Genomic DNA, 23,299 nt, shown 5'->3' with positions numbered 1-23,299 from the left:
ACAACTATGCGTAATCATAATCAATGAACCGACTTCAAGAATGATCAAAGATTAAGCAGAAAACAGCTTTTAGTGATACCAAAATCCGATAAAGTATCCTCGAACGAATGCGTAAATCAAGAAATTATTCAGAACTTCAATTCCGATTGAAGTTCTGTTTACAAACCCTACGCCCCTGATGCCCCCTATGCCCTGGTTCTGCAGCTCATCCTCATAAAAAAGATCCACTCTCGCTAATAAAAGCAAGAGTGGCAAGGGAAGAGAGAATGATGAATGGGAATAGACAGAAGAATGAAGCCATTGATTCCGTCATTCCATTTTAATACGAAAATTTCTCACTTCTCATCTTAATCCATCAAATATTCTCAACTCATTATTCAAAAACTCCATTAAAATCCGCCACTCTGGTCATTCAAGTTATCCTCGAGATCAACCCCAGTATCGCCCCAATCGGGAAGCAACTTAGCATCAGGATCACCAGTAACCGTTTGCCATGCGCTGTTGATCGGACTTGAGATCGCATCGTAAGCCGTTCTTACAACCCCTCCATCATTAAAAACAAGACTCCAGACAATGAATGCCAGCATCAGTACGCCGATGATCAGGAATACCTTTTTAATTGAGTTCATCTTGAATCACTCCTTGGACATTTGTCCCCTAATGTAGAGCAATCTCTTCAGAAGTCGCCATGAAATTACAAAATACCGGCTACTTGAAGTGCAGTAAACTCCCTGCGACATTTGCAATTGACTTTAGCTCCTGACAGGGGATATCATTCGGATTCAACTCGCCCGTAACCATTTGAACGAAAATTGTCGGGTCATAAACTCGAATCTTCATACTTACGAGATAATTACCCTTTTTCATTAGCGAAGGTGAGATATTAATATTGACCAACACAAGTTGCCAACTATTATCAGGCTGTATCAACCCGATCAACAATCGTTCGAAAGTATTGCAGGATTCCAAACTATACTGGACAATTTGAGTCGTTACTCTCTGCATTAATTCCCCACTGAAGCCCAGTTTAGAGTGAATCGTATACATGCCATAACTGCCAAGGAAATCAGTCCCCTTGAGCCATTTGATCTCCCTCACTTGATAGAGCGGCGATTTCAAATTGGTGATAATAAATAGGCAACGAATCGGGGCTTCTGGAACTAAACTCGTCTCATCGCTGGCATCTTGCTGAAGCTGCTTGATTATATCAAGGTAGCCCTCGTCAGCATAACAACGAAGTGAAGGATAAGAAACAGAATACGCCAATCGAAGAAAGTGATCGTCTCGGTAGGGGAATGATGCTAACTGGAGCATCTGGTCGGGAGCTAAAGGCTCGAGTAATACCCCATCAAGGAAATAAACCTCGTCAGGCGTAGGGAAGCGGTACTCTAACAGAGTTTTAATCCGCATTACTGGCATCGTACTCAGCCTCCCAATCTAAGTTCCGATAAGGATTCTGTTCTTCGAGCCATTCGTATAGCTGATTTAACTGATCGGTTATCGTATGCTGACCTTGCAGGGTAAACTCACCACTAAAGAACAGTTTCACCGCATCTCGATCCCACTTCTTCCCGTTTCGTGTGCTTAGCAGGGCTAAAATATGAGCAATTTTTTCAGGATCACAGTCTTTCGTTAAAACATACTCTGCAAAATGAGCATATACCCCAAGTCGAGCTAACTCTTTCCTGCAATCCTTTAAACTTAAACTCGGATCATACTTAGGTGCAGGTAAATATAGAGAAGTGCCTGGTAAGAAATAACCATATGTCCCCGGATGGGTTGCACTCTCTCGGTAGGCTTCGATGGCTTCGTCGATAGATTCAGGATCTTTTGCTCCCGTAATAAGACTTATTGCCCTATCCACTGAAGGTCTGATCTTGTCCGAAGCGTACTTGACTGTCTGTTCAATTACATTGACATTATCGACTTCAAAACGGGAAGCTGTGGTTCTACAATTCAAGTCGGCATGATTCAAATAATATTCAAGACGTTCCTTTGCTTTCTTATGCTTGATCCAGTGAAGTGATCTAAGGTCTCGAAGCAGTTCATCTATGGCATCAAGCTTCCGCTTCACCAGATCATATTCCTTTGGATTGGCTCTTCTCAATTGCTCAATTATGACTTCCCGAGTACTAATTACTTCTCGAAAGATATTTTGTTTGTGCGCCATAGTGATACCCCCTTCGATTAATTTTGAGCAATGAAACGCAATAACTGCTTATTTTGCAGAACGTTCGTTACATACCAATTTTTTATCTCCATCACCTCGGCAAGAGAATTCGTTTTAAACAAGCGATTAACTTGATCGGTATTCAAAACGGTAGCTTCCAATAAAGTCTCCATCTGGTTACGCACATAACGCATGTGATCCAACGTTCGAAAACCTAATTCACGCATGTCCTTACTGGTGCATCTACCGCCGCGCATACAAAGAGTAACCAATGTTGCTTGTTTCTCAGAGATATCCTTCATTGCTTTTAGAAAATCGAAGATCATTTTGACGATCGATAGCTTTAAAAGAAATACTCGCCGTTCTTCATCCGTCAAACTCGATGAACTAAGCTGAACCCAAATTTGAGCTACTCCATCATTCAAAGTCTCTAGGTTAGTAGCAATCTGCGTTTTAGTTGTAGACATATGCAATCTCTCCTTCTAAAATTTTTATACAAAGCTCCAATTCAAACCAACAAAGTCGTTTAAAAAGAACATAATTAACCTATTTGTTCTTGATTCGACCCCCTACTTAGAAATGTGGCTCACTTTCACCGATTTTTAGGCTTCAGGGCTTTTTGTAATTTCTGAAAATCCCTAGACGTGGCAAGCAAAAATCGCCCAAAACGGAATGGTCGAAAAACATAATACAAGTAGCCGAAGCCTAAGTAGTATAAAGTTGCTCAGATTCAAGCTGCCTAAATCAAATTCATGTACCGATTAAGATAAAAAATATTACTCGGGGAATTTCGTAAACCATCAAGGATTGAAATCTGAATAAAGGTGATTAATTGAAAAAAGGGCATTTGAGGAAGTAGGAAGGAACCAACAAGATCAGACTGGTATGTACTTGCTCCCTGTCACTCGAAGATAGCCAAGTCTGTTATAATAAAATCGATCTGCCGGTATTGTTGAGGAAAGCAAGGATAATTTACATAATCGAGGAAAACATCTTTAAGTAGATTAGTGCTCATACCCCAACCTTGGGAGGGGCAACACTCAGGATGGAGATTCCACATGGGCAGTGAGTTGTATCAAGCTCTGCTTATTCGGAGCATTACTGATAGATTATTTGGATCGGATCGAATATTTATTAAAAGATTGAGTAGTGTTATAAAAACATTGAGTTCGGAGCTATAAACATTGAGTTTTGTAATAAATACAATGAGTGGCATTCAAAAAGTTATCTGTCCATACAAAGCAGTTCTACGCTGCTAACTTGATATGATCGAAAGCCTTATAAAAACATTGATTTGAGGTTAAAAAGGTTGAGTACTGTTATAATAAGATTGAGTGACGTTATACAGAAAGTTGAGTATCGTAATAAAATAAATCGAGTGTATTTATTAAGAACTCCTTCCTTTTTCTGATTACACACCATACCCCTCCGCAAATAATGAGAAATCATTGAACCAATTCTGCACATGAATAAAGGGATCTCTTCACTTCCAATCTGTACAATCATAAATTAAGTGAAGAAAATGACAATACCGATTTCTTTCGCAATTAAAGTATCACTGTAGGGTTGGTTAACTGTGGAAATTTTATTGAGATAAGATTCAAGTATGGTGATTGTCGATTCCTCGCCGGATCTTGGGTTAAATAAGAGCAGAAACAGATCGGAACCCCTGAAAGGTTGGAAGCGGAGGTAGACCAATATGAACAGTGGCTTTACGAATAATTGGACGTTGACTAATTGACGAACTACTAGTCGTGGACTAGAAATTTGGATGAGGATCGAGGGCTTGATACTCTTGTAGAGGGTCTTAATGAAACAAACTAACGAGTGGGCGTAAATATAGCGAGGAATCGTATGGACGCCTCGCTGTTCCAACTATTATGTTGCACAATTTTTCGCTCCCAACAGATTAGAAATTAAAACCTAGCTCGCCATTTGGTAATTTGATAATTGATAGAATATCAAGATTTTCGATACGGTGTTCCTGATTCTCCTTTTTAGTCCCCAACACTAAATTATTTGGGCTGTTATTATAGGTATTCCTATCGAAGTGATTGACTTCATAATGCCTATTCTCACCGATTCCAAGTAATCCAACAGATCCATCGCGGAATAATACAATTAATTGGTGATCCCGAATGATAATACCCTTGCGAATTGTAAATACTTTGTAGCTATTATTGCTGCCTGATCTTTGGCAACTTTCCATGAGCCAATTTCCTCGGGAAATGCTAAATACCTCGTCTTCATAGACTACCTTCCACTCTCTACGACCTTTCTTTCTTTGTAAGTAAAGTGTACTCCCATCTCTAAACAATTCAAATTTTTTATTGTTGTAGCGATATACTCCACCGTTCGTCATGTCGATAAGAAATGATAATCTTTCAAAGGTTGTATGGAAAACTGCCCCATATAGATGCTGTAGGTTTTGATACATTGTCCAACATGCAATTAGCTTTTCGTTGATAGTGAGAATAACTTCTACGCCATCAAAATCCTTCACGATCTTTGGAATAGGTCTCGAATTCGGATTTCCGTTTTCACTCACTTTTATCATCCTGCAATGCCTCCTCCATAATTTTTCACACTACACGCTTAAATCTCTCATCAATATCAACGAAAAACTTCTTCGGTTCAAAAGTTATAGGTTCGACTTCGTTATGCTCAACTACGCCATTGGGTCTCGTGAAAGTTGCATCCTCGTCTTTCAGTTCAAATTCTTCTATGAGAATCTCATCTTTTAGAACAAACTCAATAAGTTCTTTCTTTTCAAATTGCTCAATCCAGTACCTTATTCGATTGACGTATCGTCTAAGTCCCGTAGAAAGAGCCTTACTAATCAAAGTCCTGATATTTACACCATGCTCGATAGTTAACATCCAGTCAAACTCTTCAAACTCTGCTCTTTTCGAGATCCTTTCCTCATCCTGCATCACTTTCTCAAACTGACTTTCAGAATCACATTTCAAAATTCGCCGCGAACCTGAATGAAGAGTTGCATCAAAAATACCGCGATACCCCCGCTTTAATTCATACTCATTAATAAGATTTTCCTCACGATTTAATTTCATCATTCTTGTATTGGTCTCACAGCAAAATGCCCAACCTTCAACATTAACTACTTCTGCGTCATCAGGAATTCTTCCATCAATGGATGCAAAGTACACTTCGCTCTGCCATTCCTTACCCCATCTTGATTGAACTCCAAGTGATCGCATTGTTGCTTTGGCTTTTTCCTCCTCGGTTGGATTAATTGAAAAGCTAATCACCCCACGCATTCTCTCTTCCCCTCTCTTTATAAAGCAGTACTTAAAACTTCAATTCGAAAATCTTGACCAACTCGCGGAACTTATTGTAGCTGATCGACAATTTCTTTGCGGCTTCCAGCCCGGAAATTCTATTCTCTTTTTCCGGTCTCCGATATTCTTGATATACCTCTAGGAAGTTCGGTGGATATGGTTCCGAACGCCTTCCAATCTTGGTCTGCATTGAAGTTTGAGAAATCGTCTTATTCTTCAGAAAATCATCAATGAAACAAAGAACTTCGAACCCTTGATCATTCAAAAAATCCGGTTCATTTTCATTAAGAACCACCAACTCTACGTCCAATTCCTTCAAAGTCGCAATAAAGCTACGTAATCCGAGAACATCGTTAGCCACATCTATCAGACTAAGAATTACCAATGTGTCTCGAGCCTCAATCTGATCTAACATCAATTTCAGGGTTTCGCCACGCGTAAAGCCAACTTCATTCGTCAGGTCAACAAAGGTCTTGTCAATTTTGGCTTTGCTCTCGAATTCTTCGATCTCTTGTTTCCGTTTGGCACGAAGATAACCAATTCTCGCCACACCATTTACCCCTTTCGCTTAATAATTCACCCGATACCGGCTCGATTTACGTAGATTGAAGCTGGTTCCATTCACGATCAAATACCACTCACGATCCATCTCAATCGAACAAGGGAGGGCTTGTTGACCAAGATAAATCTCGAAGCCTTCTCCACAATGCAATCCATAGCTTGTACCGTCGAGTTCAACACACCAGCGATCTGAATCTGGATCGTAGAACATTGGAACGTTACGCTGCACGATTTCACCTCCCTTCTAGTGTGTTCTCTTAGAGCAAAAAACGTTCACTGTTGCAATCAACCAATCTGATACTTGGTAACGAGCATGATGATAAAGAACCCTACTGCCAACACACCTGAAACACGTCCTTTCAGAGTTTCGCCAAGGTCAACCATTGCAATAGTGAAAAAACGAAATCCTAGAAATAAGCTCAATATTCCAAAAAAGATGACAAACAACTGATCCAACATGCTCACTCATCCCCTCTCGTAATCTCTCTTTAATTTACTTTTTTAGTACTTTTTACCTATTTAACTTGTGTTATGAGTATAGCGTCATTTAGCGAGTAATTCAAGTCCTTTTTAACGAAAATAAGAACTTTTTGATAGACCCAAAGAAGCCGAAAACCCTTGATACGACTGGATTATGGGCGACCGACCATTGACCGAGAAGCGACCACCGCACGTGACGAGCCGTGAGCCACCTGTATTCGATTTTAGGTGCGAGGGGAATAGGACAATAGCCCTAAGCGGGGAGCGAGGGGCGCAGAGGGCAAAATACGGCGGGCAGAGCGAAAGGCGAACATGAAGCGAACAGGGGCGACCCCCTGAAGGGAGCGAGGGCGACCGAGCGACCATTCCTTACCATGCAGAAAAATGAGAGTTACGCGGATTACGGGCATTTAAGTATCGATTTGCTTTTGGTTAACTCCTGAAATTTAGCCAATCTCAAATCAATACTTCGAAAAGTGTGTTTTTAGAGCCTTCTTAAGTCACTGTGTCCTGAACTGTCGGATACTGTACTGGCTATAAGTGTGCTTTTAGAATAGGTTTGCGACATCATGTTGTCAGTAAGATTGAGAATTGAGCTGCTCATCGTTTATCAATACGACCTGCATGGCATAAAAGCCATTTGAAGTGTTTTTATAAAACCGCTTCATCTCGTTCTAAAAACCTTCAGACGAAAAGTGTCCTAACAACCCCCTTGAATCAGAAATGTCGCACCAGACCGAGCTTTCGATCAAAATTTGTGATAAAATTAAGGGAACCCGTACTTCAAAGGAAGGTGATTGAATTGCGGAAATTCGGCTTCGATACTCCTGCAGATGAAACCGACGACATCCTGAAGGAACAATTTCAGAAAATAACAGAAGCCATTCTCAACTCTGGACATCCCGTGAGAATGGGTGATCAGCTCGGCGTCTTCGACAAATACAAGGATGGAACTAAGGTGTACGTTAAGAAATACCATACCGGCAATGAGCAATGACCATATCCGCCTATTGGATGTGGTCATTTTCGTTTATCCCTATTTCATTCAGTCCACCAAAATAAATTCGGCAACTCCTTTGAAATGAGCAAATTCAAACCATTCCCCACAAATAGAAATGAAACCAAAAGCCAACAATGACTTCGAGCCGACATTCGAACGCACGATGTGAGCCACCTGTTGCCAGTTTAAGACGCTTTTGATGGCGGGGTAGACCTATGACAAGCCTGAAGGGGGAAGGAGGGCGATTTCGGAGCCTTTCTGAAGGGCGCGGAGAACACAGAGATAAAATCGGAAAAAATACGGAATTTTGCCGATTACGAAGATTCGAGCCATAAACAACTTGATTACGGCAACCTTACCTCTCAATTTTCGACAGAAATCTATAAAGCATTCGACAAATCAAGAGTGGATAATCACCAATGTGTTCTTTTAACCCGATTCTCTAGCCGGTTTGCGACATCCTGTTGTCATAAAGATCCCACTACGCTCTTGCCAAGTGTGTTTTATCTGAATATCAATCCTGCGATGCTAATTATCATCATCATCAGAAGTGTACTTCATCGAAGCTTAATTAATCTGTTGAACGAGCTGTGCTGCATACAAAAGACCCCAACTCGGATGGAAACAGCCGAATTGGGGCTACAATTATATTTTTCAAACCATAATTTTGACCAGCTTGTCTGGGTAGACTGGGTGGATATCTAATCTGGAAAGTAAGAAACTCGGAATTTCAAAATTCGTCCAAATGAATTCTTCCTGCACTGCATCCGCCTCACCAACATTACTTCTAGGTATCTCTCCAAGACAATACTTATGCCATCCTCTTTCTGTGAGATAGTCATAGATGGTAGTATCAGTCCCACAAAGGATAACCTTCATTTTGGTGTCAACGATACGTCTGACCATTTCCTCATGCTTCTCGTCGGGGAATTCATCTTCATAACAGTCTGATCCAACGTATGGCGGATCAAGGATGGTTAGAAAATCACACCGATGACTGTAATACTCAAAAAGCTCTTCATAGCTGGCACAGGTTATAATTACATCTCGCATGATTGGAACCAGCTCCAAGAAGGGTAAATGACTTTCGTATTTAAATCCTCGTTCCGCATTTGGCTTATAATACTTAACTCGATCCGCTGCTCGACTAAACTCCGCAACTATAAGTGTAAGTGCTGCTGATTTGATAGGTGGAGTCTCCTTTAAACGTCTTATCTCACGCGCCTTATGAAAAGCCGCTTCAATTCGATACTCATCTTGTAACCGATAGGCTAGATCAATAACCGCTCTTGCTTTGTTTTCATCCGTCATGCAAGCCATCAAATTCGAGATGCCTTCATCTCGCTCATTATATATTCGGATGGGAATTGTGAATCGATCTAGCTGCGGAATAAATTTATTACCCCCTCCAAAGAGATCAAGAACACCTTGAATTTGTTCAGACTTTATTACGTAATACATAATCGGTATAAGCTTTTTCAATAGGCGGGTTTTTCCGCCTATTGTTTTAAGGGTCTTGATAAATTTCAACCTGAAATCAAACATTTCCGCGTCCCTCCTCAACTAATACGGAAGGATCAATTGTAAAGACATATGCCTTCATTGAAACCCTGTCGGAAAGCGAAACCACAATATCCTTTCTTGCTTTTTTACCCCCACCGCAATACAACAAGCCCTTTTTTACAAGATCATCGAGAACTGCACCATACTTATTCGTGTACGGTATTTGGAATATCTCACGAAGGTGTTCAGGTATAACAGCATAAGCATTCTTACCGAATTTCTTCACTTGCTCCGGTTTATCTAAATAAACACCATGACACCAATTCTTTTCAAATAAACCGCTGCTCCGCTTAGGGAATACCGTACTATTTTCCTCAATGTATTCAACAAGAAGCTTATAGTACTCTAAACTGTCTTCATTCTCGGATAGATCTTCAGTTTCAAAAAGATACTGTTGATACTTCTCGTCATATGTCTTATACAATTTCGCGCGTATTAAGCACTTAATATATTCATAAAGAAATTCGAAGTCTTTGTCTGGATCAAAAAAGGTCCGATTTACCAATTGTATTATTACATTTTCTTTCTTTTTCTTATCGATTAAATCACCAAGAGGAAAAAACATCGGCTTTGACTCGCCCCATACACTTGTTAGCTTTGCAATGAAAATTTTGCCGTCATAATCTGGGTGCTCTACATGAAGAACCTCTACTTCCAGTTTTTCTTCCACTACCTCACGCAAACCCGGAGGAAATACACTTTCTTTGACAACTACTTCGTCTGCGGAAGGTAATACTCCGTTTTTGACAGTGACATTTTCTAAAACCACATTTCTTTTGCTCATTTTTCTAACTCCTCTACCAGTGAATTTGAATTTCACCAGTAGGGCGAATACCTCTTAAAACTGCATTCAACTCCCTCACTAATATCAAAACACCCTCAGAGAAACAAATAAGGTGCCGCGCATAGCGACACCTTCAATAGATGCTCCATTATTCGTCTTCATCCTGAAACAAATCTCGTGACAGTCTGGTGTACCTCCGAACAATCGCATAAACATCTGCGTGAGGACAATACATTTCGACTTGAAGCTCGCCAAACAACTCTTGCATCCCGTAGATGGCGATTTCCACTGGCTCATTTCTGTTAGCGAAGTAAGACTCGATCTCCAAAAACATTTGCTCAATCAGCTTTAATACCGGCTCAGCGAAGTCCCAAGGTTGTGGGTCGCAGAAATACCCGTCTGCCTTATCTTGATCAGATAGAGCCGGGACAACCGGCTTTGACCAAGGAAAACGGTCATGTAGATCAGCTTCCGTTAGAACCGTCACAGCAATACCCCCATGCAAAAGAATTAGAAAAATCGTTGTGTCGTACTATACCGTAGATTGAAACATCATCGCAAGAAAAGAAGGTGCCGATTTTTACGACACCTTCTTCTCAGAAAATCTATATCCGATTCAATGCCAAACCCCTTAAGACAACCCCTGACGGATACCCATTACTGACTTGAGAAACTGTCCAAAATCGAGCCGTTAGGTACTACAAACTGTGTGGACTTCTTCACTCCGAAGTCACCCTTGAAGGAATCGGCAATCATCTCGACTTGTCCTACCTTGTACTGGAGCAAGGTATGTCCGGTCGCCCCTTTGGAGAAGAACTGGTTTTTATCCATCTGGACTTCCAAACCGGAAATCTCCATCGGAACCTTATCCGTTGTCATGTAGGACGGAAGGTCGAAGGTGGTGGTGTACTCTCTTACGACCAAGATTGTCGAATCTTCGTTGTAAAAGCCTTTGCCGACAGCTAGATCGCTCGACCCCCTTATAGCATTACCAAGAGTCGCTACGATATCCTCGTTCAACTTTGCACCAGTGCTGCGCTCGAAAGTGTTAAAGACGTTGTCGTCACCGAGGATGTGCATCCGAGTCAAGGCTTCCTTCAGTTCGGTCGGCAGGTTGTTCAAGTTGCGATTGCCATTGACCCCCACCAACTTGCCGCCGCGCACTTCCAAGACGTAAGTTTTTACCGATTCATCCGATTGCTCGGCTACGACTTGTCCTTGCTTGCCACCGTACTCTTTACCCCCGATGACCAGCTTACCATCAGCATTCAGAGTCGCCTTCCATTTACCTGTAGCTTCGTCCTTGGTTGCGTATCCCCCTCTGTCAGAATAGTTGTCGTACCCCCAAATTGAATATATAGTGAGGAGAAACGAGGACGAGGTGGAGAACGTGAATCCCGTAACCAAAGAATTCAAGCAAAGCATTGTACAGCGTATGATGCCCCCGTACAACGAGCCGGTCAGTCGGCTTGCTAAGGAAATCGGTCTATCGGAGACGACTTTATTTAAGTGGAAGAAGGCGGCAAAAGCACAAGGTATGACGCCTGCCGATGACGTACAGCCCGAACGTTGGAGTACGCAGGAGAAGTTCGCTGTCGTTGTCGAAACCGCAAGTTTGAGCGAAATCGAGCTGGCGGAGTATTGTCGGACAAAAGGGCTGTTTGTTGAGCAGGTGGAAGCATGGCGCGATGCGTGTATGCAAGCCAATGGCGGAATCGTCTCGCAAGCGAACAGGCTTCAGAAGGAACTCCGCGAGAAAGAGCAAGAGAACAAGGCATTAAATCGAGAGCTAAAGCGCAAAGAAGCAGCGCTCGCCGAAGCCGCCGCCTTGTTGGTGTTGCGAAAAAAGGCCCAAGCGATCTGGGGGGACCAAGAGGACGAATGATCAGTGCCTCAGATCGCGAGCATGCCCTTACACTGATTCAAGAAGCCGTTGCCGCCGGTGCAAGAGAAGCGGCTGCTTGCCGAGAGCTCGGACTGACTCAGCGGACGCTCCAGCGCTGGCGCAAGCAAGGCGGCACCGTAGACGGACGCCCTCACGCCAAACGGCCGACACCCGCTAACAAGCTAAGCGATGCAGAAGAGCAGCAGGTGCTGGAGGTTCTTCAGCAGCCGCCGTACAGGAGCCTGCCGCCAAGCCAGATTGTGCCGGCGCTGGCCGATGAAGGAACCTACATCGCCTCCGAGTCCAGCTTTTACCGGGTGATGCATAAATACAATCAGCAGCACCATCGCGGGCGCAGCAAGAAACGCACGCCTAAACCCATCACCAGCCACGCTGCGAGCGGCCCGAATGAAGTATGGATGTGGGATATCACTTGGTTGCCCGGGCCCGTGAAGGGGTTGTTCTTCTACCTGTATCTCATCCTGGATTTGTACAGCCGTAAAATTGTAGGCTGGGAGATTTGGGAAGAAGAGTCTGCCGAGCATGCCAGTCAATTGATCCGTCGTACGGTCGTGCGAGAGCAATGCGTGATTCGTCGGCAGCCGCTTGTGCTTCACTCGGATAACGGAAGCCCGATGAAGGGGGCCACGTTGCTGGAGACCCTGTACAGTTTGGGCATTACCCCCTCTCGAAGCCGACCACGCGTCAGCAACGACAACCCTTACGCAGAATCGATTTTCCGCACATGCAAGTACCGTCCTGGCTATCCAACGGAAGGCTTTAAGGCCTTGTCAGAGGCGCGTGAATGGGTCATGCGATTTGTTCGCTGGTACAACGAACAACATCGACACAGCGGACTGAATTTTATTACACCTAACCAGCGGCATGAAGGATTAGCACACCAAGTGTTTGAGAAACGCAAGGAGATTTATTTGGCCGCAAAAGCCAGAAACCCTAATCGCTGGTCTGGCACCATTCGCGACTGGAGCCTGAAAGATGAAGTCTGGCTGAATCCTGAAAAAGTGACGCTTATTCCGGCTGCAAAAAAATCGCTATCTTAACATTTACTTTCCCTAAGGAATCGCGACAACTATCTTGACAAATACCGGTATTGGGATACAAAAGCTTCGTTGATGGCATCGGTCGAGTAGGAGATGCCTGGATTCCAAGCATTCTTGAACGCATCATTCCCAATATCCAACGCGAAGGTCTTCAGTTCCAGTTGACCCCTGACCTCGAAGTTGGTAGTTACCGCGCTGCCTTTGTAAAGAACCTCTTTATCCGCTGCATTGAGACTCTTTGCTAATTGCTTGGCGTTCGAATCAGTGGCGACCGACATGCCTGTTACGGTTGGATTTACATCGACGTTGACGAATTGAGCAACATTGAACGAGACAGGTTTGATCGGGCGGAGTTTATCTCCGGCGACAAAGGCGACACTCGTGTTGCCGCTCTGATCGTCATACGCCATCAAGACTTCTGGATTGACTTTCAAGGTGTCCGAACTTTGATTCGTCTCCCAATGCTTGCCGTTGACCGACTCCGAAGCATTTTCAAAGGTCTTTGGTGCGGTGCTATCCTTCGGCATGTAACGCTGGAAGGTTACGGTCGTATCGTAGTCAGCCGTGTCGTAATTGCTTGTGGCGTTGGCGGTTCGCGGCTCCCAACCCCATATAGTCCAACAACCAAACTTATTGCAACTCGAACCTACAGGAACACGCTTGTCCTCGGTGTAACGGAAAGGATCAACCCCGCTATTGACCCCATATTGGAACAAGAAATCCTTTGTTACCGTTGCTTGTCCGTCAGAGGAACCTGCGGTTGCCGAACCGATACGATTATTGAACAAGGTCATGTTGTTTACCCAAGAAGCAAACTTGTTATTGCTGATTGTCGTGTTGTCCTTAATGGCTAACAGATCCCCCGCAAGATTGAACTTGGCTGACGTGTTGTAGGGCGAGAAGCTGCGGTACGGTGTGTCGTTGAACAACTTCGCTCGGCTGATCGCCCAAGGTACCTGACTCAAATCAGGATTGAGCAAGCTAAAGGTTACCCCGGAAGGCGAAAGACTCGGGTTTCGGAACGTTTCAATCGGAAGCTGGAGACTGAAGGTTGCCGGATTCTTAGCCGATGGGGAAATATCTCCCCAATACTTCGACAGTCGCCATTGCGGGACTTCAAGGTTGGTCTCGACCTTCTCATCTTTCAGAGTAGCTTCTTTCGCTTGGACGAACAAGGTCAGGTGAGCGTTCGAGAATTCATCTGTTCCCGCATACTTGTTTTCAACCTCAGTACTAATGACCGTGTCTTCGCCACCTAAATACGTATGGAGTTCCGAAGGAAGCGGGGTGTCAAAACCTAACCGAATCTCCCAAGTATTCGAATCTGTATCAACAGGAATCGAAATTACTCCATCCTCACCAACGGCATCTTTCGTTAAAGGTGTTTTATTGATATTTTCTTCATCCTTGATGTCAATCAACTTGAAGGTCGCGTTCTCGTTAGGGACAAGATCATAGGTTTTTCCATCATGTTCGACCGTCATACCCCCAATGATAACTGTATCGTCATTAGACTCCAATTCACCCAAATACTTTTCACTTGCCTCAGTCCAACCTTTGATCGGTTCAGTAAATGACTCCTTTGTCGGATTACCGTCTTGGTCGACCACAGTAACATTAAGTTCAGCGGTAATCGCTGGTCTGTTTTCTGATTCTCCATCCCCATAACCCCAAGGTTGGAACCCCCAACCGCCAAATCCGTTGACTTTATAGTCAGATGACATCTGTACGCTGTCGGTTACCGGCTTCAGGGTACGGGCGTAATAATCTCGCGCATAAGTGCGGAAAGAGAATGGAATATTACCGTTTTCCTTGTAAGGGGAAAGGGAACCTTGCTCGGCAGTAGTTGCACCTCCAAGGGATACGGCTTCGAACTCTTTGTTAGCGGTCAACCCCTGCACGACTTGGTCGGTCGGACGAGCCAATTGTCGGGTATTGAGATACCAGTCAGTTGCGTCATGGAACGGCATGAAGGCATAGTCTCTGGCTTGCGGATTGCCTCCGTCTTGAACGGAAATGCCGATTACCGTTTGGGCGAAGAAGATCAGTTCACCTTTCTTGAACTTGTCCTTCATCATCTGCTCGAAGGCGGTATACTCGGCTCCTGTCAGGACTCCCTTAGACTTGATTAGGTCGAGATACCCCGAGAGCATCAAACTGCCGATGATTTGGGCATCGAACTCGCTGTCGTCTTTACGCTTGGAGATGTAGTCCTCGATCATAGTCTTCAGAGCGTCACCGATTACCTGATCGTTCCCTTCGCCCGATAATGACCTGTTCGGGTTGTTCGGGTCGATGTTGTAGAGAACGTCGCCAATGATCTGCTCAAAATAGTTGTTACTTCCATCAGTCTTCAAAGTTCTTGCAAGATCAGCATACTCCAAGGTGCGCTTCATCAGGTCTTCTCGGCTATTTTCGGCTTGAATGCTTGGGTAGAGTGGGTTGTTGCCGTAAAGCGTTCTTACCCCTTGCCCCCGTTCGAAGGAGATTAAGCCGGAACCTTGCTTTCTCCAGAGGGTGTCGGATACCTGGCTCGGAGCCATGTAGTACATCAGGTCTTCGTAGTTAAACTTGAAGGGATCTTCAAGATCGGCAACCCCTGAAGAAGCGGAAAGAACGCCATCTCCGCTAGACTTTACCTTGTTCGGGATGAAACCGAACTGAAGTACGGCAATCTTGTCGCTGACTTGGAATGTTCCTGCTGGAGTCCTTGAAGTTGCGTTACCAGTTGCGGGTCCAGTTCCGCCAACGTTTGCATCGGAGCCAGCGGCGGAAGCTGTTGTCGGCATTACCGCTGAAAAAACAGAGGTAAGGAGTGCCGCGGCTAATAAAAGACTCATCGCTTTGGTTGTAAGTCCCGATTTTTTGCGGGTCTTCAAATACCCCATCATCATTAAACACGCTCCCATTGCTGCCATGACGAACAAGATAAGCAAATAAATAATCGGGTCACCCGTATGCGGTCTACTTACCGAACCGCCGAATACTACTCCTGCGCCCAAGATGACTCGGGTGGTCGGGGCGTTCGCGTCAATGGCGACTGTCTCTACTTTACCTGTGTCGTTGTCCTTGATCATGTAGGACTCGCCTGGTGTTACGGCGAAGGTCTGGGGCTTCGAACCCTTGTACTGCTTGTCAGCGAGCTTGGTTACGTTGATTACTGAGAAGTTGTAAGGGTCGCCGTCCTTGCTGATTTCGAGAACATGTTTCGGTTGGATCGTGCCCTTGATGCCCCCTTTACCCCCTTTTACGGAAAGGGAAGCGGAATCGAGCTTGACATCGGCGTACTTGGCGTCAGAAACTTCGATCTTGTACTGACCGTCAGCTAATCCTTGGATGATCTTGCTGTCCAGATTGAGCGTGTGAGTGCTCGATACCCCATTGGCATCCGTTAGGGTGAGGTCGAACTCTGACCAAGCTTTACTCAAGTCGGTATTGGCATCGGTCGAGAGGGATACCGAAATCTCGCTGTCGGAATATTGTGACTTAGCCGATTTGAAAGTGATTGGCAGAACAACCGCAGACTTCTGTGTTCCTGCGACTACTGTTGCCGGTAACTCGACCTCAACTCCGCTACTTGAGCCATCAGAAGAAATAAACCCCTTTGAGGATACGAGGAACTTCCACGTCAACTTGTCGGTATCGAGCCAGATTAGACCGTTGCTGTCGGATTGGGTTGTGAAGGAACCTTTACCCTCTTGGAGCTTGATCTCGACTGGTGTCTGCTTCAATGGAGAGCCGGACTCCGATTTGAGCGATAGACCTACCTTTTTCGGGTTGGTTACCAGAGATGCTTGCAGTGGATTGAGCTTGGTTGCGGTCAGGTCTTGGAAAACTCGCTCGTCATTGTCGCCCTCATAATAAGTGAACTGGTCGATGGAGAACTTGTAGTGAGTGTTCGGCTTGAGATGGATGCCATTGAAGTTCAGCTCCTCGATGATGGCGTCCGTCTTTCGCAGGATCAAAGCCAGCTCGTCTCCAAGTCGATACCCCGGATGATTGAAGATTAGGCTGTACTTCCCGTTTTCGTAATTCTGGCTGTTGCCTGTGGCAGAACTGATCAGCTTGTTGGTTGGTACGTCCCAAAGTTCTAGGGTGAACTCGGGGATGAAGGTGTTAGTGTCGGTCGGGTAGTAAATGTCTACATACAGACCGTCCGTTACCACTCGTTGGCTGTTGTCCGTCAATTGCTCGGGTTGAGTGGGTAGACTGGACTCACTGGTCGGAGTGGGATTGGTGAGATTGGATGCTCCTTCTGTCGGTGGCTCAGCGGCGAAGGCTGATGCCGAGAATAGCGAGAAACATAGAGCCAGTGAAGCCATGATGGTAAACAACTTCCTCATTCTCTCTTCTCCTCCTTGGGAAATCTTAGATTGGATCGGGATGCCTTGATGGTTGGCATTCAATCTTCCTGATAAATGTAAAATTGATTGGGATTCATCTCGAAAACGTGAATGAACTCCGTAAGAAATGTCGGGAAATGAAAAAAGACAATGTCGGTGGGACATCGTCTCGGTATTGGGGTGGCGTAATCGGCTTTGTGGGGTGCACAGGGGCGGGATTATCAAAGAATGGGAGGGAATACCCCGTCGAAGAATTCTCTGTTTTCGATTACGCTTCATGTCTCAAGCTGTTTACCATATCCGTTGTTCGTTCTACTGAATATTAATCAGTCCTATCGTTAATACCTGTATTTCATCTTAATTTCCTTCTCCAAAAGTTGAAAAAATCTCAGAAGAAATTTTTGAGAAATTAAAAAGACGATATCGCTCAGGACATCGTCTTCAAGTTAAGGGTTTCAATAAAGGATTGGAGGTCCATATGTCGGCTGGGTATGAATACCCCGATCTGGGTGATCTTTAAGAAAATTGGAGATATCTGCACTTGTGCCAGCATTGGTGAACACACCGGAAATGATCGAATACCAACGACCATCAATCTCAACGTACATTTGAGCATGATTAGGTGAGGAACCGATCATCGTGTTATACCCCATCATATCGAACACTAGAGAGAATACTTGAGCATCACTGTCGCAATCGGTTATGCGCGGAGATGCTGCAAGGGCATCATAAGCCGATCTTGGGGAACCGTCTCTCGGATCGGTTGCGCCATCCAGCAAATCGTAAGCAATCGAAGCGAGAGTCCTGACTTTAATAATCTCTTCCTTGGAAACCCCGTCTTTAACCAAATCCCCTAACTGAGCTTCGGCATAATACAAACCGATATTCCGAGCGGATCGATCTTTCTTATTTCCTGACCATCTGGCTCCGTCGAGGTACTCAAGATAATATTCGTGATCGCTACCGCCAAATTTGGATTCATCATACCCCGCAAGAGCTTTCTCAGCAATACGAACAACGGTATCGTATTCGCTCTGATCGCGGCTACCATACGTATGCTTGCCATACTTTACCTTGATCCCGTCAACAAGCTGAGTCTGTCCTGCATCACTTGTTCCTGCGCTATCGATATAAGCTGTTCGAGTTACTCCATCCCATTTTACCGCCGCGCCAAGGGCTTCGCTGACGAATCGAAGGGGAACCATCGTATTCCCGTTGATGGACTGTGCCTTGGCGGTCAGTTTTACAGGATTACCGTTGATAATAGCGATGTCTCGGTCTAGCGTTAAGATAATTACGGTGTTGCCCTTAGTTGCCGTGACGGTTCGGGTTTCCCCATTCCATTTTATCTCGGCTCCTAACTTCTCAAATATGGCTCGCATTGGAACCATTGTACTACCGTTTATTGTGACTGCAGGTTGGGGAAAAGCCTGGACTTGACCGTCGATGACTACGGAGACTTCATTCTCGGCTGCGGAAGCGATCCGAACCTTAGCTTTTTTATCAACTGGAGGTGGGGAAGCAATATTGGATGGCGTTAACGTCCCCAACTTCATCTCGATGCTTTGTAATGTCTCGTTGATCGAATTCCCTTTTCCCCTAAGCTCCGTTAGACCATCCCCGCCATATTTAGACATCACAAGCTTGGTCTCAACGACTGCGTCCTTTAATCCCAAAGTGAACTTGTAGCCAATATCATTGGTTAATTTGTCATCAATAGCATGAAGATTCTCAGCTATCACTTGCAAGGTCTTCTGACTCCAGCCGATCTCCTCAATGGCTTTGATTGCTAATCGTAAATTCTTAACGAGTGCATCCTCTTGTACTTGGATTTGTTGTGATGTTGGAGCAGAGATTGGGTGAGTGGGTAGATCGGGTGAAGTTGCTGCAAAAGCGGATACACCTCCCATTGCGATATTGCTCAACATAACCGAGCTGAGCATGATCCCCTTGATGACGAGACTGAAGGTGCGCTTCGGCTTACTGTGCCTAGTGTAAGTGGCTGACATGTGTAATTGAGCATCTACATTACGCTTTGGCTTGCTCATGACTGTTTTACCTCCTTACCTTAAGAGTTAGCTCCTATGTAATGTAATCCAGATTCGATTTCTTATCGAAAATTCGGAAAATGTTGTAAACACTTCTTAACAGATCACTTGTGTTTGTCGGTCAAATATTCCAAATAATCCGTGTAATGCTCTAACCCCCGAATATTCATCTTCCGTATGTACATATGTGACCATCCCACTTGCCCAGAAACCGATTAGATCGATCAAAATATCTGATCCCATCAAGTTTTTCTAAAAAGGCGTGGTATCCTTATTTACAGTAATTTTGATTAAATTTCAAGTCGGATTTTGAATAAATTTTTACTTGATATGAAAAATAAACCGATCAAAAAACCACCCAACGAAAAGAAGGTGCCAATTTTTATGGCACCTTCAAATGCGATCTTCTTTTCAATTAGTCTTGAAAGGACTGACTCCAAACTTTAACAGCATCTGGTAAAGCAGGTTTAAGGGTAACCCCATAATGCTGTAGAAATCCCCCTCAATTTTCTCAATGAAAACCGCCCCAATCCCTTGTACGCCATAACTTCCCGCCTTATCTAAAGGATCACCAGTTTTTACATACGCCCAAATCTCTTCATCGCTCATCGGTCTAAAAGTTACCTTACTGACGGTGTGACCAACAATTATTTCCGGCTCTCCGCTTGGCGACTTAGATATGACACGATACTGACCAATGTCTCCAAGGTGCATTGTGGTGTCATAGTCCCCGGCCTTGTCCATCGGCTCGCCGGTTTCCGCGTAACGGCGGATCTGATCGGAGGAAAGCTCCTTCATCCGCACGCGCGTAACCCGATGAGAGGTCGCGGACCGCCCGCAGTCAGGTTCGAGGCACGTCACGCCGGTAAACACTTCGTGCGTTCGGCCGGAAAGGCGCCGCAGCATCGCAACGGCGTCGGACAGGTCTTTCGGTTTTCCCATGATTTCGCCGTTCAGGGCGACGACGGTATCGCTGCCGACGACGATGCGCCTGCCTTCGCCGGCCGCGGGCGGAAGCGTCTCCGCGACGGCCTCCGCCTTGCGCAGCGACAGCCGCTCGACTACTTGGGGCGGCGTCCATTCCGGCGGCGTGCTTTCGTCCGTTTCGCTCGGCCGGATGACGACCGGCAGTCCGAGCAGCCGGATCAGCTCTTGCCTTCGCGGAGAAGCGGATGCCAGAATAAGAGTCACTTCGCTTGCCGATTGAAGCTCGTTCATAAGCTTTTCCCGCTTTCGTTACATTCTTCTGTACAGCCAAATAGCCAGCACCGCGCCGATGATGCTGAGCAGGCTTACGTTCAATCCGAATTGAAGGTTGAAATCAAGCACCAGCAAATCGACGGACGGCGACAGGTTTACTTGCTCGGTGCGCGTCAAAAAGGACAAGCCCGGCACGCGTTCCAGCCAGCGGGCGATCAATGCGCCTCCAATCAGGCCCAAAAACACGAATAACAGCAAAATCCAGCCGTTTTTCTTCACGATTCAACGTCTCCCACCAATTTTTGACACCTGATTCATTCATTATACGGCCCTGCGTCCCGTCGCACAATGCTCCAATAGGAAGTCTTTGAACGTTGCGACTAACGGCCTAATGCCGCGGGAATCCGTTCGCCTGACCCTTGTTGCAGTCATTATAGCACATATGTTCGCATTTTGCCAAAAATAAGGGAGACCCGTTTTCATGCACCGTCCGCGATCGGAGGAAATCCAAAAGCAGCGAACGATTTCTTCATTCGCTGCCCGGTCGACATATGCGATTTTTGGGTAAAACGGCAGCTTCGCCGGATCGGACGCATTTCCGACGAAGCGCATCCGAAGTTCAGCTTCCGCTCTCGAGCGAAACGGTCATCCGAAGCTGCCTGTCGGCCAGCACCGCGGACATGACCGACGATTGCACGCTCCACAGCGTCGACCGGTCCGGCTTTTCATTATATGCGGCCAGGCTTTTCAGCGCCTCGTTCAGCTCGTTCGCCGCCGTTTTGGCCGGCTGCCTCAATTGTGCGTCCCACTCGTCGACGGAGCCGGCCGCCCCCGTCCATGCGTTTCGCAGCGTTTCCACGGTCTGCATATCGCCGGATGAAAACGGCTGCGGATTCGCCGCCATCAGCGCGTCCGACGTCATCCCGATCAGCTTCAAGTACAGCGCCGAGCTTGTATCCAGAAACTCCGGCAAATTCGGCTCCGACTGCGCCCCGGAAAAGCTGAGCTTGACGCTCTCGATCGGCTTGATGTAGACGTCCGTCCCGTTGAGCTGCGTCGCCAGCAGTTCCGCCTCTTCCTTCGTTGCCGCCGCCCCGGCGAATACCCGGTAGCCGTCCGTCGTGTCCCCGGCGGCCGCCACCCCTTTCGCATCCAGGGCAGCCAAAGCCTCCTGCATGCTTGCTTCGGTGCGAAAAACGCCGTACTGCAGCATATGGAAAGTAAACCCGGGTACCTCGGCCGCTTGAGCAGCGGCGTCGGTCGGATCGTTCGCCTCGGGATTCGCTGCCGGCGCTCCCGACGCGTCGATCCCCGTCCCTGCCGGGGAAGCCGGGGCCGGGCCGTCCGACGCGAGCGGGGCCATGACGCTTTCCGAGCGGCCATACTCGTCTTCGGCGGGAAACAACGGCTCTCCCGCAAACAAATTCAGCAGCAAATAGCCGAACAAACCGCCCGTGAGCAAGGCTCCGGCGACCGAAGCGATCACTCGCCACCAGGACGGTGTCCTTTCCGGAGAGCGGGTGCCGTTCCACGTATCCGCGAAGGGGCCGTCCTCCTCCCCTTCTTCCCACGGATCGCGCGCTTCGCCGCTTTCGACGGCGTCGTAGCCGCGAACCGTCGGCGGTTCCCCGAAAGGGAAGCTCCAGGTTATGTTTTGGCCGCGGACGGGAATCGATTCGTCCGTTTTCGGTTGCATATAAGCGGAAAACGAGTAAAGCTTCCCGGTTTCCGCAACGGGCTCCTCCGGGTGCGGATGCTCGCCGCGCTTCGCTTTTTCCTTCCCGGCTTCGACCGTCCTCGCTTCGGGCTGCGGCGGTTTTCGATCGAAATCCCGCCTCGGATTCCGGATGATTTCCTCCAGAGCGCGTATATCGTCCTGATAGGGACTATGCCAGGCTTGCCACTCGTCGGCCGCCGGCGTGCTTTCTTCGTAATCGGCGTTTTTCCCGTCAGTCGGTTTTGCGCCGGCCTCGGGTTTTGCCGCAGACCTTTTTCCCGTTTCGCTGTGCTCGGCACCCGCGGGCTCCCGATTCGTTTCCCGGGGACTCGTCCCGTCGAATCGGAACGTCATTCTCGCCTTTTGCTGCATATCGACCGTCTCCCCTTGTCCCTCGTTCTCACCCTAATCTATGAGAGACAAGCGGAAAATATGATGGACAACCTCGAATTCAAGCAGCAAAAACCTCGCAAAGCTCCGCCCAAGCCCGTCGCACCCGCAAAGTTCCCTCCAGTACCGCCGACCTGCAAAGTTCCTCCCAACCACGTCGTACTTGCAAAACTCCCACGATCCCGCCGTACCTGCAAAGCTCCGACTGAACTCAACGCCCATTGCGGAGCTTCATTGGATTTCTTCCAATCAAAAGCGGCTCTTTTTGCGGGAGCGCCGAATACGTTGGATTTCATCCAACCAAATGACGCCTTTTTGAGAAAAGAGCTCGATTCCCCCGTTCCTCGTTGGATAAAATCCAGCATAACCAGTCATTCTCTCGATTCGGACCAAGCCGGTTGGAAGAAATCCAACATATGGAAACCCCCTAAACGCTGACCGGATCCCATTCGTCAGTTATCCCATTCGTCGCCTATACGAATTACGCCTGTGAACGTTCTTGGAGTTAAGAGAACTCCCGGGGATCATAAATGGCGGAGATTTACGGCGTAACGCAAGGAGTGACGCTCTCATTTTGAGAGATTGATGCTTTGCAAACGGGCTTTTCCTATAAAATGGAATAGAAGGTATCCCCCCAAAGGCAATCGCACCGCCATCGACCGCCATAAATATGCGTTTGGCGGGCCGAGATGAGTCATCACGACTCAAATGGATCGTTGGCGTACGTGCGGAAGGGGCGAGATGGGCAATATTTACTCAAGTGCGTGCGGCTTCATACGTTTGGCAGGTCGAGATGAG

20 protein-coding genes and 1 pseudogene are annotated in these 23,299 nt (G+C 46.5%); 3 read left to right on the top strand and 18 right to left on the bottom strand.

The window, feature by feature from the left end:
- Nucleotides 1-389: 389 nt before the first annotated feature.
- The 9 genes from B7E11_RS17870 to B7E11_RS29640 all read right to left on the bottom strand — a co-directional run bounded on the left by B7E11_RS17870 (nt 390) and on the right by B7E11_RS29640 (nt 6,489).
- Nucleotides 390-629 carry a hypothetical protein gene (locus tag B7E11_RS17870; RefSeq protein ID WP_080837027.1) on the bottom strand — a complete coding sequence of 80 codons (240 nt, stop codon included), beginning with the start codon at nt 627-629 and terminating at the stop codon, nt 390-392.
- A gap of 79 nt (nt 630-708) precedes the next feature.
- Nucleotides 709-1,419 carry a hypothetical protein gene (locus tag B7E11_RS17865; RefSeq protein ID WP_080837025.1) on the bottom strand — a complete coding sequence of 237 codons (711 nt, stop codon included), beginning with the start codon at nt 1,417-1,419 and terminating at the stop codon, nt 709-711.
- Nucleotides 1,400-2,170 carry a hypothetical protein gene (locus tag B7E11_RS17860; RefSeq protein ID WP_080833685.1) on the bottom strand — a complete coding sequence of 257 codons (771 nt, stop codon included), beginning with the start codon at nt 2,168-2,170 and terminating at the stop codon, nt 1,400-1,402. The genes B7E11_RS17865 and B7E11_RS17860 overlap by 20 nt, the downstream gene beginning before the upstream one ends.
- Before the next feature lie 17 nt (nt 2,171-2,187).
- On the bottom strand, nt 2,188-2,637 hold the full coding sequence (locus B7E11_RS17855) for a hypothetical protein (RefSeq protein ID WP_080837023.1): 450 nt from the start codon (nt 2,635-2,637) through the stop codon (nt 2,188-2,190).
- Nucleotides 2,638-4,079: 1,442 nt separating this feature from the next.
- On the bottom strand, nt 4,080-4,727 hold the full coding sequence (locus B7E11_RS17845; protein ID WP_080837019.1) for an HNH endonuclease: 648 nt from the start codon (nt 4,725-4,727) through the stop codon (nt 4,080-4,082).
- 25 nt (nt 4,728-4,752) lie between these two features.
- Nucleotides 4,753-5,448, bottom strand: coding sequence for a hypothetical protein (locus B7E11_RS17840; protein ID WP_080837017.1), 696 nt, complete (start codon nt 5,446-5,448; stop codon nt 4,753-4,755).
- Nucleotides 5,449-5,479: 31 nt separating this feature from the next.
- Nucleotides 5,480-6,019 carry a recombinase family protein gene (locus tag B7E11_RS17835; protein ID WP_080837015.1) on the bottom strand — a complete coding sequence of 180 codons (540 nt, stop codon included), beginning with the start codon at nt 6,017-6,019 and terminating at the stop codon, nt 5,480-5,482.
- An 18-nt stretch (nt 6,020-6,037) separates the two neighbouring features.
- Nucleotides 6,038-6,259 (bottom strand): DUF5348 domain-containing protein, encoded by a 222-nt coding sequence (locus tag B7E11_RS17830; RefSeq protein WP_245809759.1) that lies wholly within the window; start codon nt 6,257-6,259, stop codon nt 6,038-6,040.
- A 56-nt stretch (nt 6,260-6,315) separates the two neighbouring features.
- Entirely contained in the window at nt 6,316-6,489 is a 174-nt protein-coding gene (locus tag B7E11_RS29640) for a hypothetical protein (RefSeq protein ID WP_176220800.1), read from the bottom strand.
- An 823-nt stretch (nt 6,490-7,312) separates the two neighbouring features.
- Between B7E11_RS29640 and B7E11_RS17825 the strand changes: the two genes are divergently transcribed.
- The gene (locus B7E11_RS17825; RefSeq protein ID WP_080833696.1) at nt 7,313-7,507 is read left to right on the top strand and encodes a hypothetical protein; all 195 of its coding nucleotides are present in this window, start codon (nt 7,313-7,315) and stop codon (nt 7,505-7,507) included.
- Between the two features lie 657 nt (nt 7,508-8,164).
- Here B7E11_RS17825 and B7E11_RS17820 read toward each other — a convergent pair.
- The 4 genes from B7E11_RS17820 to B7E11_RS17805 form a co-directional block, all read right to left on the bottom strand.
- A complete protein-coding gene (locus B7E11_RS17820) occupies nt 8,165-9,055 on the bottom strand; it encodes a DNA adenine methylase (protein WP_080833698.1) in 891 nt (296 codons plus the stop codon).
- Nucleotides 9,048-9,857, bottom strand: coding sequence for a hypothetical protein (locus tag B7E11_RS17815; RefSeq protein ID WP_080833700.1), 810 nt, complete (start codon nt 9,855-9,857; stop codon nt 9,048-9,050). Before B7E11_RS17815 ends, B7E11_RS17820 begins: the two co-directional genes overlap by 8 nt.
- A gap of 148 nt (nt 9,858-10,005) precedes the next feature.
- Nucleotides 10,006-10,344: a hypothetical protein gene (locus B7E11_RS17810; RefSeq protein WP_080833702.1), complete on the bottom strand. Its 339-nt coding sequence runs from the start codon at nt 10,342-10,344 to the stop codon at nt 10,006-10,008.
- A gap of 170 nt (nt 10,345-10,514) precedes the next feature.
- Nucleotides 10,515-11,273, bottom strand: coding sequence for a hypothetical protein (locus B7E11_RS17805; RefSeq protein WP_139787238.1), 759 nt, complete (start codon nt 11,271-11,273; stop codon nt 10,515-10,517).
- Nucleotides 11,274-11,292: 19 nt separating this feature from the next.
- Here B7E11_RS17805 and B7E11_RS30340 point away from each other — a divergent pair.
- Nucleotides 11,293-11,349: pseudogene (locus B7E11_RS30340) on the top strand (hypothetical protein); the annotation flags it as partial.
- 188 nt (nt 11,350-11,537) lie between these two features.
- Complete coding sequence (locus B7E11_RS17800) at nt 11,538-12,803, top strand: IS3 family transposase (protein ID WP_245809758.1); 1,266 nt, start codon at nt 11,538-11,540, stop codon at nt 12,801-12,803.
- Nucleotides 12,804-12,832: 29 nt separating this feature from the next.
- Here the strand turns inward: B7E11_RS17800 and B7E11_RS17795 are convergent, their stop codons facing one another.
- From B7E11_RS17795 to B7E11_RS17775, 5 genes are all read right to left on the bottom strand, one after another.
- Entirely contained in the window at nt 12,833-17,146 is a 4,314-nt protein-coding gene (locus tag B7E11_RS17795; protein ID WP_080837011.1) for a hypothetical protein, read from the bottom strand.
- A gap of 455 nt (nt 17,147-17,601) precedes the next feature.
- Entirely contained in the window at nt 17,602-19,194 is a 1,593-nt protein-coding gene (locus B7E11_RS17790) for a stalk domain-containing protein (RefSeq protein WP_080837009.1), read from the bottom strand.
- A gap of 411 nt (nt 19,195-19,605) precedes the next feature.
- Nucleotides 19,606-20,412, bottom strand: coding sequence for a Maf family protein (locus B7E11_RS17785; protein ID WP_080837007.1), 807 nt, complete (start codon nt 20,410-20,412; stop codon nt 19,606-19,608).
- A gap of 18 nt (nt 20,413-20,430) precedes the next feature.
- Nucleotides 20,431-20,673: a DUF4321 domain-containing protein gene (locus B7E11_RS17780; RefSeq protein ID WP_080837006.1), complete on the bottom strand. Its 243-nt coding sequence runs from the start codon at nt 20,671-20,673 to the stop codon at nt 20,431-20,433.
- Nucleotides 20,674-21,013: 340 nt separating this feature from the next.
- On the bottom strand, nt 21,014-22,483 hold the full coding sequence (locus B7E11_RS17775) for an SPOR domain-containing protein (RefSeq protein WP_080837004.1): 1,470 nt from the start codon (nt 22,481-22,483) through the stop codon (nt 21,014-21,016).
- Nucleotides 22,484-23,299 lie beyond the last annotated feature (816 nt).

Source organism: Cohnella massiliensis, assembly GCF_900169535.1.
GTDB lineage: Bacteria > Bacillota > Bacilli > Paenibacillales > Paenibacillaceae > Cohnella > Cohnella algarum.
The sequence above is the reverse complement of the archived record's forward strand: the minus strand, read 5'-3'. Positions and strand labels throughout refer to the sequence as shown.